Below are 15113 nucleotides of genomic sequence, written 5' to 3' on the forward strand. Positions count from 1 at the left end.
ACCCGGGGCGGGAGAGGACGCCCCGGCGGGGAGGTCAGGTTCCCCCGGTGTCCCCGGCCGAAGTCCCGTGCACGCCGGCTCGGGGAGGCGGCTGGGGGCCTCTCACCCCAGGGCGGAGGGGCCCACCGATCTGAGGCTCGTGATGCCCGCGGCGGCGGTCTGGCTGACGGCGGCCGTGACCGTCGGGTTGTCACCGGACCGGGTCACGGCTGTCGTGGCCGTGTCCCTGGTCGCCGGTGCTGTCGCACTGGTGGCGGCGGGAAGGAGGGACGCGCCTGCAGGCCGGAGCGACGCCCACGCGGCGCGGGGTCGAGAGACGGCCCGCGCGGTGCCTGGGAGAGAGACGGCGCCTGCGTGGCAGAGCCGAGGGACAACGCGCACCGGGCGGGGGCGGGAGACCGCGCGGCCGGGGGCATCGGCGGGGTCATGGCCGTGGGTGTCCGTCGCCGCGGTGCTGCTCTGTGTCGGAGCGGCCGCGGCCTCCGCGGGGCTGCACGGAGCGGACCTGCGACGCGGACCCGTTCCCGCGCTCGCGAAGCGGTTCGCCGACGTGAGCGCCGAGGTGGAGATCACCTCCGATCCCCGGCTCACCCGGCCCCGGATCAACGGGGATCACCTTGCCCCGACGGCCCTGCTGTTCGACGCGGTCGTCACGCGGGTCACGCGGGCGGACGGCACGGCGTCGGCCACCCGGACGCCCGTCCTGGTGATCGTCGACGCGCGCTCGCGACGGGGCGCGCCCCGGGAGACCGGTGGGCGCTCGCCCTGGCTGTCGCTGCTGCCGTCCACCAGGCTGCGGGTCGCGGCTCGGGTCGTGCCCGCCCTGTCGGACGGGGACGACATCGCGGCGGTCCTGCGGGTACGGGGGAGCGCGCCGCCGGAGGTGGTGGGCGAGCCGTCCGGACCGCAGCGGTTCGCCGGCCGGCTGCGCGAAGGGCTGCGGGAGGCGACCGACGGTCTGGACCCGGACGCGCGGGCGCTGCTGCCGGGCCTGGTGGTCGGGGACACCTCACGCGTCACGCCGGAACTGGACGACGCTTTCAAGGCCACCGATCTCACCCACCTCCTCGCCGTCAGCGGAGGCAACCTCGTCATCATCCTCGCGCTGTTCATCGGGCCACCGGGTCTCGCCCAGCGGGTGGAGCGCCGGGGCCTCGCATCCCGGCTCGGGGTCCCGCTCCGGGCGACCGCCCTGCTCGGCGGAGCGCTCACGCTCGCGTTCGTGATCGTGTGCCGGCCGGACCCGAGCGTGCTGCGGGCGGCGGCCTGCGGATCGATCTCGCTGCTCGCGATCGCGACCGGTCGCCGCAGATCGCTGATCCCGGCGCTCGCCGCTGCGGTCCTGCTTCTGGTGCTGTACGACCCGTGGCTCGCCCGCAGTTACGGATTCCTGCTCTCCGTCCTCGCCACCGGAGCCCTGCTCACCCTCGCCCCGCGGTGGAGCTCGGCGCTCCAGCGGCGTCGGGTGCCTGCGCGTCCGGCCGAGGCGCTCGCCGCTGCGGCCGCGGCACAGGCTCTGTGCGCGCCGGTGATCGCCCTGCTGTCGGCCCGGGTGAGCCTGGTGGCGGTGCCGTGCAATCTGCTCGCGGAGTTCGCCGTCACGCCGGCCACGGTGCTGGGTTTCGCGACGCTCGCGACGGCCTCCGTCGCGATGCCCGTGTCCAAGGCCCTTGCCTGGGGGGCGAGTTGGCCCGCCCGATGGATCGCGGGCATCGCGCGTACGGGGGCGGCGCAGCCCGGTGGGGGAGTGGACTGGCCGGGGAGTTGGACGGGCGCGCTGCTGCTGGCCCTCGTCACGGTGGCCGTCGTGGTCCTCGGCCGTCGGCTGCTGAGGCATCCGGTGCTGAGCGGTGCCTGCGCGGTGCTGTTCCTGCTGGTCGTGGTGCGTCCGCCGCCGCTCACCCGGGCGATCACCGGGTGGCCGCCGCCAGGCTGGCGGTTCGCGATGTGCGATGTGGGGCAGGGCGACGCGTCGGTGCTCGCGGCCGGGGACGGGAGCGCGGTGGTGGTGGACGCGGGGCCCGACCCGCTGCTCGTCGACCGTTGCCTGAGCACGCTCGGCGTCACCAGGATCCCGCTCGTCGTTCTGACGCACTTCCACGCGGACCATGTCGCGGGGCTGCCGGGCGTGCTCCGTGGACGTTCGGTGGGCGCGATCGAGACGACCGGCTTCGAAGAGCCTTTGGACCAGGCCGAGTTCGTCCGGAAGGAGGCGGCCGCACGGCGCATTCCCGTGACCCGGGCCGTGGCGGGGGAGCGGCGACGCACGGGAGGTCTCGACTGGCGTGTGCTGTGGCCGCCGCCGGATCCGGTCCCGCCGCCGGACGGTCCGAACGACGCCAGCGTCACCCTGCTCGTCCGGACGGCGGGGCTGCGGCTGCTGTTGCTCGGTGACCTGGAGCCGCCCGCCCAGCAGGCCTTGGCGAGTTCGCCCGAGGCCGCGGAACTCGACGGTGTGGACGTGCTCAAGGTCGCCCATCACGGTTCGGCGTATCAGGATCCCGGGCTCATACGCAGGGTGGCTCCGCGGCTGGCGCTCATCTCCGTGGGCAGGGACAACCCCTACGGTCATCCTGCGCCGAGTACGGTCGCGGCACTGCGGGCCGGGGGCGCGGTGGTACTGCGGACCGACGTGGACGGTGATCTCGCCGTCACCGGTGCGGGCGGAGGGCTGAGCGTGGCGCGACACTGAGGGTATGAACTCCGCACAGGCCGACGCCTACCTCCGCCGCATCGGGGCCCAGCACCCGGCATGGCCCACGTCCGATGTGCTCCGCGAGCTTCACCTGCGCCATCTGCTGACCGTGCCGTTCGAGAACCTGTCGATCCACCTCGGGGAGGAGATCGTGCTGGAGGAGAAGAGGCTGCTGGACAAGGTGGTGGGCGCGCGCAGAGGGGGCTTCTGCTACGAACTGAACGGCGCGTTCGGGGCGTTGCTGGGGGCGCTCGGCTTCGACGTGACGTATCTCGCGGCGCGGGTGTACGGAGACGACGGGAAGCCCGGGATTCCGTACGACCATCTCGCGCTGCGGGTGCGGACGGTGGACGGGGGCGACTGGCTGACCGACGTCGGTTTCGGGGCCCACAGCCACTACCCCCTGTCCTTCATGGAACGAGGGGAACAGCGGGACCCCGGCGGGCTGTTCCGGGTCGTGGAGTCGGGTCCGGACGCGGCGGGAGTGCGGGGCTCCGGCGGATCGCGGGAGCGCGAGGACCTCGACGTCCTCCTCGGCGACAAGCGTCAGTACCGCCTGGAGGTGAGGCCGCGCGTGCTCGGGGACTTCGTCGTCGGTGCCTGGTGGCACGGCACTTCGCCGCAGTCGAATTTCACCCGGTCACTGGTCTGTTCGCGGGTCACGAAGAACGGAGGCCGGATCACCCTCAGCGGCCGCCGGTTCACCGTGTCGACGGCCGACGGGGCGAAGGATGTGTCGGAACTGGCCACCGACGACGAGGTGCTGGCCACCTACCGGGAGCGTTTCGGAATCGAACTGGACCGGGTACCGGAGGTCAAGGGGGCTCGGTGACTCCGGAACTCCGGTTCGGCCGGCCTTACAGGCCGCGGAGGTTGTGGAGGTCACGCAGGTCACACCGACCCCGGCGTCGGCCGGGCCGGGCGTATCGGAAAATGTTCGGGTGAGCAATGTGAGACATGTACTTGTGCTGCCCGACCGTGATGCCGCGGAAGAGGCGGCGGAGGCCGTCGGTGACCGGTTCGGGCTCGCCGAGGAGCCGCAACTCGTCCGGGACGCACTGGCGGGCGAGGACGATGCCGAGGACGCGCAGTGGCTGGTGGTGCTGACGGATCCCGAGGCACGGCTGGACCGCAAGGAACTGGACGAGTTCGCGGCGGAGTGGGACGGCTGGCACGAGGAGCCGTAGCCCGGGCTGAGCGGGCTTGGCACTGGCCTTGGCCTGGACACTGGCCTGGCCCCGGCCATCCAGCTAGGGCGCCTGATCCAGTGATAGGACGCCAGGCCTCGGCTCAGGCTCAGGCCTGGCATCGGCCCCGGCCTGGCCAGGCTTGGCCCCGACCCGAGCCCTGGCCCCGGCCCGACCCTGGCCCCGACCCCGGCCCGGCCCCGGTCTGGCCCCGACCCCGGCCCGACCCCGGCCCGGCCCCGGTCTGGGCCCTACCCCGGCCCGAGCCCCGACCCCGGCCTCGCCCGAGCCCCGGCCGGGGCTCGGGCGAGGGACGCTGCTTGCGGCACGTGTTGTCAGTGGCGCGTGGGATGCTTTCCGAGATGGCCAAGAAGACCGCACAAGACGACCCTCTCGCCCCTGTCACGCTGGCAGTGGGCCAGGAGGATCTCCTGCTCGACCGTGCCGTGCAGGAGGTGGTGGCCGCCGCCAGGGCCGCCGACGCCGACACGGATGTACGGGACCTCGCCCCGGATCAGTTGCAGCCGGGCACGCTCGCCGAGCTGACGAGCCCCTCGCTCTTCTCCGAGCGCAAGGTCGTGGTCGTACGCAACGCGCAGGATCTGTCGGCCGACACGATCAAGGACGTCAAGGCGTATCTGGGGGCGCCCGCCGAGGAGATCACCCTGGTGCTCCTGCACGCGGGCGGGGCCAAGGGCAAGGGGCTGCTCGACGCCGCGCGCAAGGTGGGGGCGCGGGAGGTGGCGTGTCCCAAGATGACGAAGCCGGCGGACCGGCTGGCGTTCGTGCGGAGCGAGTTCCGGGCGCTGGGCCGGGCGGCCACCCCGGAGGCCTGCCAGGCGCTGGTGGACTCCATCGGGAGCGATCTGCGGGAGCTGGCGGCCGCCGTGTCGCAGCTGACCGCGGATATCGAGGGGACGATCGACGAGGCGGTCGTCGGGCGGTACTACACCGGGCGGGCCGAGGCATCCAGCTTCACCGTGGCCGACCGGGCCGTGGAGGGGCGGGCCGCTGAGGCGCTGGAGGCGCTCCGCTGGTCGCTGTCGACCGGGGTGGCTCCCGTCCTGATCACCAGCGCGCTCGCGCAGGGGGTGCGGGCGATCGGAAAGCTGTCCTCCGCGCGGGGCGGCAGGCCCGCCGATCTGGCCCGTGAGCTCGGGATGCCGCCCTGGAAGATCGATCGGGTGCGGCAGCAGATGCGGGGCTGGACGCCGGACGGGGTCGCCATGGCGCTCACGGCCGTCGCGGCGGCGGACGCCGGGGTCAAGGGCGGCGGGGACGATCCCGAGTACGCCCTGGAGAAGGCGGTCGTGGCCGTCGCGCGGGCAGCTCGCTCCGGTCGGCGTTAGCCGCGGGCCGGGCCGGACGGGCCGGATTCCTCCGACGTCGCCGACGTCGGCACAGGTACCAGCGCCGGCACGGACACCGCACAACGAAGGCCGCAGCTCGCTCCGGTCGGCGTTAGCCGCGGGCCGGGCCGGACGGGCCGGATTCCATCGACGTCGCCGACGTCGGCACAGGTACCAGCGCCGGCACGGACACCGCACAACGAAGGCCGCAGCTCGCTCCGGTCGGCGTTAGCCGCGGGCCGGGCCGGACGGGCCGAATTCCTCGGACGTCGCCGACGTCGGCACAGGTACCAGCGCCGGCACGGACACCGCACAACGAAGGCCGCAGCTCGCTCCGGTCGGCGTTAGCCGCGGGCCGGGCCGGACGGGCCGAATTCCTCGGACGTCGCCGACGTCGGCACAGGTACCAGCGCCGGCACGGACACCGCACAACGAAGGCCCCGCTCGTTCTCCCGGGGAGGGAGGGGCGGGGCCTTCGGCGCGAGCTTTTGGATTCACGCCCGCGTGGCGAACGCAGATCGTGCGTGAATCCGGGGTGTCGGTCGGGAGCGGGAGAGAGGGCCTGCTCGGGTCCGGCCGACGGTCAAGTCAGGGGTCGAGCCCCGGAGGGCTCAGCCGACTCAGCCCTGGAGGGCGGCGACCTTCGAAGCAAGCGCCGACTTCTTGTTGGCGGCCTGGTTCTTGTGGATGACGCCCTTCGAGACGGCCTTGTCGAGAGCGCGCGACGCGGCGCGCGTGTACTCGGTGGCCTTCTCGACGTCACCCGCGGCAGACGCCTCGCGGGCCTTGCGGATCGCGGTCTTCAGAGAAGACTTGACGGCCTTGTTGCGCAGCCGGGCCTTCTCGTTGGTCTTGATCCGCTTGATCTGGGACTTGATGTTCGCCACGAATGAGCCTTTACAGGTTCAGGCGCGCGAGACAGCACGTCTCACTCGCCGTTTGATTTTCTTGGGTGCGTCTCCTGCTGAGAGGGCACGAGACACAGCTACCCAGGCTACCAGTCCCCGTACGACCGGCCCAAACCGGCCGTCCGCCCTCGTAGGGAGGCCCCCGGACCGGGGCGCGGCGGACCCCGCTCGCGCGGCCCAAACCGGTCGCAGCTCCCCGCGCGTGGGACCATGGAACCTACGTATCGATCCGACCCGAGGCGACAGGCGCCTCAAGAGACAGGACCCTGCGTGCCCGCGACCCCTAACAATGTGCCCGAGCCGAGCCGTACCGACCCGGCTCTGATTCGCAATTTCTGCATCATCGCGCACATCGACCACGGCAAGTCCACGCTCGCCGACCGCATGCTCCAGCTCACGGGGGTGGTCGACGCGCGGCAGATGCGTGCTCAGTACCTCGACCGTATGGACATCGAGCGCGAGCGCGGCATCACGATCAAGTCCCAGGCGGTCCGGCTGCCCTGGGCGTCGACCGAGGACCCGGGCAGGACCCACATCCTCAACATGATCGACACCCCCGGGCACGTCGACTTCACGTACGAGGTGTCCCGGTCCCTCGCGGCCTGTGAGGGCACGGTCCTGCTGGTCGACGCGGCCCAGGGCATCGAGGCGCAGACTCTCGCCAACCTCTACCTGGCGATGGAGAACGACCTCAGGATCATCCCGGTACTGAACAAGATCGACCTGCCGGCCGCCCAGCCGGAGAAGTTCTCCGAGGAGCTCGCCAACCTCATCGGCTGCGACCCCGAGGACGTTCTCAGGGTCTCCGCCAAGACGGGCCTCGGGGTCGAGGCGCTGCTCGACAAGGTCGTCGCCGAGATCCCCGCCCCGATCGGCGTCCAGGACGCCCCCGCCCGCGCGATGATCTTCGACTCGGTCTACGACTCCTACCGCGGTGTCGTGACGTACGTGCGTGTCATCGACGGGCAGCTCAACAAGCGCGAGCGGATCCGGATGATGTCCACCGGAGCCACGCACGAGCTGCTGGAGATCGGGGTCTCGGCCCCGGAGATGAAGGCGGCCGACGGGCTCGGTGTCGGTGAGGTGGGCTACATCATCACCGGCGTGAAGGACGTCCGTCAGTCCAAGGTCGGTGACACGATCACCACCCTGCACAAGGGTGCGACCGAGGCGCTCGGCGGGTACAAGGACCCCAAGCCCATGGTCTTCTCGGGCCTGTATCCGCTGGACGGGTCCGACTACCCCGAGCTCCGTGACGCCCTGGACAAGCTCCAGCTCAACGATGCCGCGCTGGTGTACGAGCCGGAGACGTCGGCGGCGCTGGGCTTCGGTTTCCGCGTCGGTTTCCTCGGGCTGCTGCACCTCGACGTGATCCGTGAGCGGCTGGAGCGCGAGTTCGGGCTCGACCTGATCGCGACCGCGCCGAACGTGGTCTACCGGGTCGAGATGGAGGACCGCAGCGAGCACGTCGTCACCAACCCGAGCGAGTTCCCCGAGGGCAAGATCGACAAGGTGTTCGAGCCTGTCGTGCGGGCGACCATCCTCGCGCCCTCGGAGTTCATCGGCGCGATCATGGAGCTGTGCCAGACCCGGCGCGGCACCCTGCTCGGCATGGACTACCTCTCCGAGGACCGGGTCGAGATCCGCTACACCCTGCCGCTCGCCGAGATCGTCTTCGACTTCTTCGACCAGCTGAAGTCGAAGACCCGCGGCTACGCCTCGCTCGACTACGAGCCCACCGGCGAGCAGGCCTCCAGCCTGGTCAAGGTCGACATCCTGCTGCACGGCGACAAGGTCGACGCCTTCTCGGCGGTCACGCACAAGGACGCGGCGTACGCGTACGGCGTCCGGCTGGTCGCCAAGCTGCGCGAGCTGATCCCGCGGCAGGCCTTCGAGGTGCCGATCCAGGCGGCCGTCGGCTCACGGGTCATCGCCCGCGAGACCATCCGCGCCATCCGCAAGGACGTCCTCGCCAAGTGCTACGGCGGTGACATCTCGCGTAAGCGGAAGCTGCTGGAGAAGCAGAAGGAAGGCAAGAAGCGGATGAAGATGGTGGGCTCTGTGGAGGTTCCGCAAGAGGCCTTCATCGCCGTGCTGTCCAGCGACGACAGCGGCCCCGCGGCCAAGGGCAAGAAGTAGCCGCTCCGATTGCCGCAATTCAGGGCCCGTCGCGCTTCGGCGCGGCGGGCCCTGTGCTTGTCTCCTGGGTGTGTCCTGGAGGAAGAGACGGGCCGTCGCCTCTTACGCACCGGCCGGACGCGCTCTAGTCTGATCTCGCTCGGTAGTTACTCGCGAGTTAAACAACAGCCGCAATTGAGCCAGCCGCACTGCCGCGGGCCCCGGAGGATGTCGTGAGCGACACACAGACTTTGATCGAGAACCGTCCGCCGTCCGTCGCGGCCCTCTTCCTGGAGCGGGTGGCGGCCACACCCGACGCCGAGGCATACCGGTACCCGGTACCGGCCTCGGGCGAGGGCCCGGACGAGTGGAAGTCGCTGACCTGGGCGCAGGCCGCCGAGCGGGTCTACGCCGTCGCGGCCGGTCTGATCGAACTCGGAGTGGAGCCGGAGCAGCGCGTCGCGCTCGCCTCCTCGACCCGGGTCGAGTGGATCCTGGCCGACCTCGGCATCCTCTGCGCGGGCGCGGCCACCACGACCGTGTATCCGCAGACCAACGCCGAGGAGTCGGCGTTCATCCTCTCCGACTCGGCGAGCAGGGTGCTCATCGCGGAGGACGCGGCGCAGCTCGCCAAGGCCCGTGAGAAGCGCGCGGAGCTTCCCGAGCTCACGCGTGTCATCGTCATCGACCCGCAGGGCGTGGAGACCGACGACTGGGTCCTCACGCTGACCGAGCTGGAGGCGCGCGGTACCGCGTACCTGGAGAAGCACCCCGAGCTGATCAAGGAGCGCGTCGGCGCGATCACCGCCGACCAGCTCGCGACCCTCATCTACACCTCCGGCACCACCGGCCGCCCCAAGGGCGTCCGGCTGCCGCAGGACAACTGGTCGTACATGGCGAAGGCGATCGCCGCGACCGGCCTGGTCAGCCAGGCCGACGTCCAGTACCTGTGGCTGCCGCTCGCGCACGTCTTCGGCAAGGTGCTCACCTCCGGCCAGATCGAGGTCGGGCACGTCACCGCCGTCGACGGCCGGGTGGACAAGATCATCGAGAATCTGCCGGTGGTGCGGCCGACCTACATGGCGGCCGTGCCGCGCATCTTCGAGAAGGTCTACAACGGGGTCGCGGCCAAGGCGCGGGCCGGCGGTGGCGCCAAGTACAAGATCTTCCAGTGGGCCGCCGAGGTCTCCCGCGAGTACGCGAAGGCCAGCCAGGACAACTTCCGCCGCACCGGCTCGGCGTCCGTGCCCTTCGCGCTCGGCGCCAAGCACAAGGTCGCCGACGCGCTCGTCTTCGCCAAGATCCGCGAGGCCTTCGGCGGCAACCTGCGCGCCTGTGTCTCCGGCTCCGCCGCGCTCGCACCCGAGATCGGCTACTTCTTCGCCGGCGCCGGCATCCACATCCTGGAGGGCTACGGACTCACCGAGTCCTCCGCCGCCTCCTTCGTGAACCCGGGCGAGGCCTACCGCACCGGTACGGTCGGCAAGCCGCTGCCCGGCACCGAGGTGCGCATCGCGGACGACGGCGAGATCCTGCTGCGCGGCCCCGGCATCATGGAGGGCTACCACGGGCTGCCCGAGAAGACCGCCGAGGTGCTGGAGGCCGACGGCTGGTTCCACACCGGCGACATCGGCGAGCTGTCCCCGGACGGCTACCTGCGGATCACCGACCGCAAGAAGGACCTCATCAAGACCTCGGGCGGCAAGTACATCTCGCCCGCCGAGGCCGAGGGCCAGTTCAAGGCCGTCTGTCCGTACGTCTCCAACATCCTCGTGCACGGCGCCGACCGGAACTTCTGCACCGCGCTCATCGCCCTCGACGAGCCGTCCATCCTGGAGTGGGCGAAGGACAACGGCCTGGCGGGCAAGTCGTACGCCGAGGTCGTCGCGGCGCCCGCCACGGTCGCCATGGTCGAGGGCTACGTGAAGGAGCTCAACGGGGGCCTGCAGCGCTGGCAGACCATCAAGAAGTTCCGTCTGCTGCCCCGCGACCTGGACGTCGAGCACGGCGAGATCACCCCGAGCCTGAAGCTGAAGCGCCCGGTCGTCGAGCGGGAGTACAAGCACCTGATCGACGAGATGTACGCGGGAACCCGCGAGGCGTAGCCCCCGGCCCGCGGCCCCAGGCGCGTATCAGGGCGGCCGTGCGGGGCCCTCCGCGATCGAGCGGAGGGCCCCGCACGGCTCCTACGTCTCCCGCCTCCGCCGCATCGTCCCCAGCAGTCTCTCCATCTGCCCTACCCGGTCGAGGAGTTCGGCCGGGTCCGGGCGGCTGCCGGGCGCGAGGTGTGTCCTCATCCTCCCGAGGTGGTCGGCGAGTTCGTCGAACCGGACCTGTTCGCGGGCGAGCAGCCGCTCCAGTTGCCGGTTCTTGCGGTGCAGGTCGAGGAAGACGGTGACCTTGGCGCGCAGGACCCACGGGTCGAACGGCTTCGTCAGATAGTCCGCGGCTCCGGTCGCGTAGCCGCGGAAGGCGTAGCCCGCGTCGGCGTCCGTGCCCGTCAGGAAGATGATGGGCACGTCCTTGGTCCGGTCGAGCCGCTTGATGTTCGCGGCCGTCTCGAATCCGTCCATGCCCGGCATCCTGATGTCGAGCAGGACGACCGCGAACCGCTGCCGCAGCAGGGCCTGAACCGCCTCCTCGCCCGAACGCGCGCGCACCAGCGGCTCGTTGAGGGATCCCAGGACGGCCTCCAGCGCGACCAGGTTGTCCTCCATGTCGTCGACCAGGAGGATGCTGGCGCGCTCGTCGGTCGTTGCCTCAGCGCTCATGATGACGGTGCCCCGCTCGGTCCGCGGTTCCCCGGGGCCTGCCGCTCCGGCGCCGGGTGTCGCCCCGGGCCCTTCGCCGAAGCCGTCGCTCGGTGCCGCTCCTTGCTGCGCCGGGCGGCCTCGCGCCGGGGTCGTCGCGGCGAGCGGTGGACGCGGACCGGATGCTCGAATCTGTCCGTCCTCGGGCACATGCATACCACTGTTCCCACTCATGGCGGCCCACTTCGGTGACTCGGTGCTTATGGGCGCCGCCAGTCTGTCACCCTGGCCGCATCGTCCGAGGTGTATTCGTCCGAACTGCCCAGGGAGCCGCACAGTGGGGGCCATTCCGACGCAACGGGAATCCATGGCGTGCGCCCCGGACGCGCCCGAACAGCACCGCGTCGGCCAGGACCTCGTGTCACGTACCTCGTTGCCGGGTACCCCGCTCGCCCCCGGAGCCGCTCGCCGGTTCCTCCGCGACACGCTCGTGAGCTGGGCCGAACTGGCCCTGCCCGGCTCCGAGATCATCGACGACCGGCTCACCGAGGACGCCGCCGTGGTGGTCAGCGAGCTCGTCACCAACGCCGTCGTGCACGCGGGCACCGACGTCGAGCTGCTGTGCCGTCTGGAGTGCCCGGCCGGCGGCCCGCCCGGCCCGCTGGTCGTCGAGGTCTCCGATCACCACCCCTCGCGGGCCATACGGGACGACGGCGCCGAACCCCCCTACGGGACACCGGAGTACGGGCGGGGCCTGCGCCTCGTCTCCGCGCTCTCCGAGGCCTGGGGGATCACCTACCGTCCGGGCGTCAAGACGGTGTGGTCGAGGCTGCTGGACGACGGGGGCGCCGGAGCGGTGCCCGGGACGTACGTCTTCGCCGACGCGGTCGACGCGCGCCGGGCGGGCCCGTTCGCCGACGCGGACGGGCTCCCCGGCACCAGGGGGTTCGCGGGCACCGGCGGGCTCCCCGGTCCCGGCGGGTTCGCGGGCCCCGGCGGCCTTCCCGGTCCCGGCGGGTTCGCGGACGCCGACCGACTCACGGGCGCGGTGGGCGCGGTGGGCGGGATGGGCGGGAACGGCGGGGTGGAGCGGGCCGGAGCCGTCGGGTACGCCGAGGGGTGGGCTCCGGGGTACTCGACGGGGGCCGACGGCGAGCCGCGTCCCGCGATCTCCGGCCCCGGGGCGATCCGGAGCACCGCGCGGGCTCACGACTGGCTCGACCGGGGAGCGCTCTCCTTCCTCGCCGAGGCCTCCGACCTGCTCGCCGGGCAGCTCGACGAGGATCTGGTCGCCGCGCTCGCCGGGCAACTGCTCGTCCCGCGCCTCGCCGACTGGTGCGCCGTGTGGCTGGAGGACGAGGCCACCGACCGGGCGGGCGGACTCGGCCTCGCCCTCGGACCCCGTCTCGCCCGCGTCTGGCACGGCAGCGAGAACCTCGTCGAGGGACTGCGCCGCTCCCTGGAGGAGGACCCGCCGCGGCTGCCCGACGCGGTGCGGTCCCGTGCCGTCCCGGTGCCCTGGCCCGGCGAGGCGCTGGGTGCGCGCGGGGCGAGCGGGGCGGCGCTGGCGTACCGGCTCATCGCGGGCGGCCGGCCGCTGGGCACGCTCGTCATCGGGCGCGCCGGACTGCCCGGCTTCCCGGACGAGGTCACCGGGCTCGTCGAGGACCTCAGCCGCCGGATCGCCCTCGCCATCGGCGCGGCCCGCCAGTACGCGCGCCAGGCCACCATCAGCCGGGTCCTGCAGCGCGGACTGCTGCCGGGCGCGGTCGCCGAGATTCCCGGGGTGCGCAGCGCCCTCGTCTACGAGCCGCTCGACAAGGGCGGTCCGAGCGGCGACTTCTACGACGTGTTCCCGGCCGGCGACGGGCGCTGGTGCTTCGCCGTCGGCGATGTGCAGGGCAAGGGCCCCGAGGCCGCCGTCGTGATCGGTCTGGCCCGGCCCTGGCTGCGGCTGCTGGCCCGCGAGGGCTACGACGTCGCGGACGTCCTCGACCGCCTCAACCAGCTCCTCCTCGACGACGCGACGGAGGTCGCGGACGCGGCGGCCCGCGCGCTCGTGGCCGCCGGAGGGCCGGGGCTCGGCAGCGACCTCGGCCCGCAGACGCGCTTCCTGTCCATGCTCTACGGCGAGCTGGTCCCCTTCGACGGCGGAGTGCGCTGCACGCTGGCCTCGGCGGGCCATCCGCTGCCGCTGCTGCTGGGCCCCGACGGCGACGTACGGGAGATGGCCAGGCCGCAGACCCTGCTCGGCGTCTTCGAGGACCCCGAATACACCTCCGACTCCTTCGAGCTGTACCCCGGGGACACGCTGCTGTGCGTCACCGACGGAGTGACGGAGCGGCGCGACGGCTCCCGCCAGTTCGACGACGACGACGGTCTCGCGCAGGCCCTCGCGGGCTGCGCGGGCCTGAACGCCGAGCTGATCGCGGAACGGATCCGCGGGCTGGTCCACGCGTTCGGCACCCGCCCGCCGGAGGACGACATGGCCCTGCTGGTGCTCCAGGCGGAGTAGCCCCCGGCCTGCCCGCCCAGCACCGGTCCAGCGCGTTCCGTGCCCCGCCCGGGGCGAGGCCGGTACCTCGCGGGTGCGTGCCGCGTACCCCGTCCAGGACGAGGCCCGTACCCCGCCCCGGGCCAGGCCGCGCGCCCAGCTGGTGCGAGGCCCGCGCCCAGTCCCTCCGCGCCCGGCGCCTGCCCCCGCCCGCCCGTGCCGTGTGCCCCGGAGCGCTTCCCGTGCCTGCCCCCGCAGCACGCGTGCGAGGCACCTGGCCGTCCCGTTTCGGGCAGGTGAGGGCCGGTCCGGGCGACGGACGGAACCGTGCGCGCCGCCCGTACTGGACAATGGAACGCATGCCTTCCGCACTTCCCGACGGTGAGCCCGTCCCCGACGACGGGGCGCTGCCCGCGCACGCCCTGGACGGGGCGGCCGAGCGGCCCCTCGGGTTCTACCTCCATGTGCCGTACTGCGCGACCCGCTGCGGCTACTGCGACTTCAACACCTACACGGCGACCGAGCTGCGGGGCAGCGGCGGTGTGCTCGCCTCCCGCGACAACTACGCGGACACCCTGACCGACGAGGTCCGCCTCGCCCGCAAGGTCCTGGGTGACGACCCGCGTCCCGTCCGCACGGTCTTCGTCGGAGGCGGCACGCCCACGCTGCTGGCCGCCGACGACCTCGTACGGATGCTGGGGGCGATCCGCGACGAGTTCGGGCTCGCGGACGACGCGGAGATCACGACCGAGGCGAACCCGGAGTCGGTCGACCCCGAGTACCTCGCGACGCTGCGCGCCGGAGGCTTCAACCGGATCTCCTTCGGCATGCAGAGCGCCCGGCAGCACGTCCTGAAGGTGCTCGACCGCACGCACACCCCCGGCCGCCCCGAGGCCTGTGTCGCCGAGGCCCGCGCGGCCGGCTTCGCACATGTGAACCTGGATCTGATCTACGGCACCCCGGGAGAGTCGGACGACGACTGGCGGGCGTCGCTCGAAGCGGCCCTGGGCGCCGGTCCTGACCACATCTCCGCGTACGCGCTCATCGTCGAGGAGGGCACGCAGCTGGCGCGCCGCATCCGCCGCGGCGAGGTCCCCATGACGGACGACGACGTGCACGCGGACCGCTATCTCATCGCGGACGAGGTGATGTCGGCGGCGGGCTTCGACTGGTACGAGGTGTCGAACTGGGCCACGTCGGAGGCCGGGCGCTGTCTGCACAACGAGCTCTACTGGCGCGGTGCCGACTGGTGGGGAGCGGGCCCCGGCGCGCACAGCCACGTGGGCGGTGTTCGCTGGTGGAACGTGAAACATCCGGGGGCCTACGCGGCCGCGCTGGCCTCGGGCCGCTCGCCGGGCGCGGGGCGTGAGCTCCTCTCCGACGAGGACCGCCGGGTCGAGCGCATCCTCCTCGAACTGCGGCTGCGCGAGGGCTGCCCGCTCTCCCTGCTCCGCCCCGACGGGCTCGCGGCCTCCCGCCGCGCCCTGTCCGAAGGACTCCTCGAAACCGGTCCGTACGACGCCGGGCGCGCCGTTCTCACCCTGCGCGGGCGGCTGCTGGCGGACGCCGTCGTCCGGGATCTGGTGGACTGAACGCCAGTTCGCCTACGGTC

General features: G+C 72.3%; 10 protein-coding genes. 8 read left to right on the forward strand and 2 right to left on the reverse strand.

The window, feature by feature from the left end:
* The first annotated feature begins 67 nt into the window (after positions 1-67).
* From OHT01_RS26440 to holA, 4 genes are all read left to right on the forward strand, one after another.
* Complete coding sequence (locus tag OHT01_RS26440; RefSeq protein WP_328555601.1) at positions 68-2692, forward strand: ComEC/Rec2 family competence protein; 2625 nt, start codon at positions 68-70, stop codon at positions 2690-2692.
* 4 nt (positions 2693-2696) lie between these two features.
* Positions 2697-3527 carry an arylamine N-acetyltransferase family protein gene (locus OHT01_RS26445; RefSeq protein WP_328555602.1) on the forward strand — a complete coding sequence of 277 codons (831 nt, stop codon included), beginning with the start codon at positions 2697-2699 and terminating at the stop codon, positions 3525-3527.
* A 109-nt stretch (positions 3528-3636) separates the two neighbouring features.
* Positions 3637-3882, forward strand: coding sequence for a hypothetical protein (locus OHT01_RS26450; RefSeq protein ID WP_328555603.1), 246 nt, complete (start codon positions 3637-3639; stop codon positions 3880-3882).
* A 362-nt stretch (positions 3883-4244) separates the two neighbouring features.
* On the forward strand, positions 4245-5231 hold the full coding sequence (holA, locus tag OHT01_RS26455; protein ID WP_328555604.1) for a DNA polymerase III subunit delta: 987 nt from the start codon (positions 4245-4247) through the stop codon (positions 5229-5231).
* A gap of 620 nt (positions 5232-5851) precedes the next feature.
* On the opposite strand, the gene rpsT is transcribed toward holA, so the two are convergent.
* Complete coding sequence (gene rpsT, locus OHT01_RS26460) at positions 5852-6118, reverse strand: 30S ribosomal protein S20 (RefSeq protein WP_328555605.1); 267 nt, start codon at positions 6116-6118, stop codon at positions 5852-5854.
* A gap of 291 nt (positions 6119-6409) precedes the next feature.
* On the opposite strand from rpsT, the gene lepA reads away from it, so the two are divergent.
* Both lepA and OHT01_RS26470 read left to right on the forward strand, forming a co-directional pair.
* Complete coding sequence (gene lepA / locus OHT01_RS26465) at positions 6410-8278, forward strand: translation elongation factor 4 (RefSeq protein ID WP_328555606.1); 1869 nt, start codon at positions 6410-6412, stop codon at positions 8276-8278.
* A gap of 212 nt (positions 8279-8490) precedes the next feature.
* Positions 8491-10362 carry an AMP-dependent synthetase/ligase gene (locus OHT01_RS26470; RefSeq protein ID WP_328555607.1) on the forward strand — a complete coding sequence of 624 codons (1872 nt, stop codon included), beginning with the start codon at positions 8491-8493 and terminating at the stop codon, positions 10360-10362.
* Positions 10363-10443: 81 nt separating this feature from the next.
* On the opposite strand, the gene OHT01_RS26475 is transcribed toward OHT01_RS26470, so the two are convergent.
* The gene (locus OHT01_RS26475) at positions 10444-11028 is read right to left on the reverse strand and encodes a response regulator (protein WP_328555608.1); all 585 of its coding nucleotides are present in this window, start codon (positions 11026-11028) and stop codon (positions 10444-10446) included.
* A 316-nt stretch (positions 11029-11344) separates the two neighbouring features.
* On the opposite strand from OHT01_RS26475, the gene OHT01_RS26480 reads away from it, so the two are divergent.
* Both OHT01_RS26480 and hemW read left to right on the forward strand, forming a co-directional pair.
* A complete protein-coding gene (locus tag OHT01_RS26480; protein WP_328555609.1) occupies positions 11345-13522 on the forward strand; it encodes a SpoIIE family protein phosphatase in 2178 nt (725 codons plus the stop codon).
* Positions 13523-13860: 338 nt separating this feature from the next.
* Positions 13861-15093 carry a radical SAM family heme chaperone HemW gene (gene hemW, locus OHT01_RS26485; RefSeq protein ID WP_328555610.1) on the forward strand — a complete coding sequence of 411 codons (1233 nt, stop codon included), beginning with the start codon at positions 13861-13863 and terminating at the stop codon, positions 15091-15093.
* Positions 15094-15113: the final 20 nt, after the last annotated feature.

The organism is Streptomyces sp. NBC_00358 (assembly GCF_036099295.1).
Taxonomy (GTDB): Bacteria; Actinomycetota; Actinomycetes; order Streptomycetales; family Streptomycetaceae; genus Streptomyces.

Coding starts and splice junctions, on each gene's coding strand:
- OHT01_RS26445 (WP_328555602.1), top strand. CDS start 2,697: ATGAACTCCGCACAGGCCGACGCCTACCTCCGCCGCATCGGGGCCCAG.
- holA (WP_328555604.1), top strand. CDS start 4,245: ATGGCCAAGAAGACCGCACAAGACGACCCTCTCGCCCCTGTCACGCTG.
- OHT01_RS26475 (WP_328555608.1), bottom strand. CDS start 11,028: ATGAGCGCTGAGGCAACGACCGACGAGCGCGCCAGCATCCTCCTGGTC.
- hemW (WP_328555610.1), top strand. CDS start 13,861: ATGCCTTCCGCACTTCCCGACGGTGAGCCCGTCCCCGACGACGGGGCG.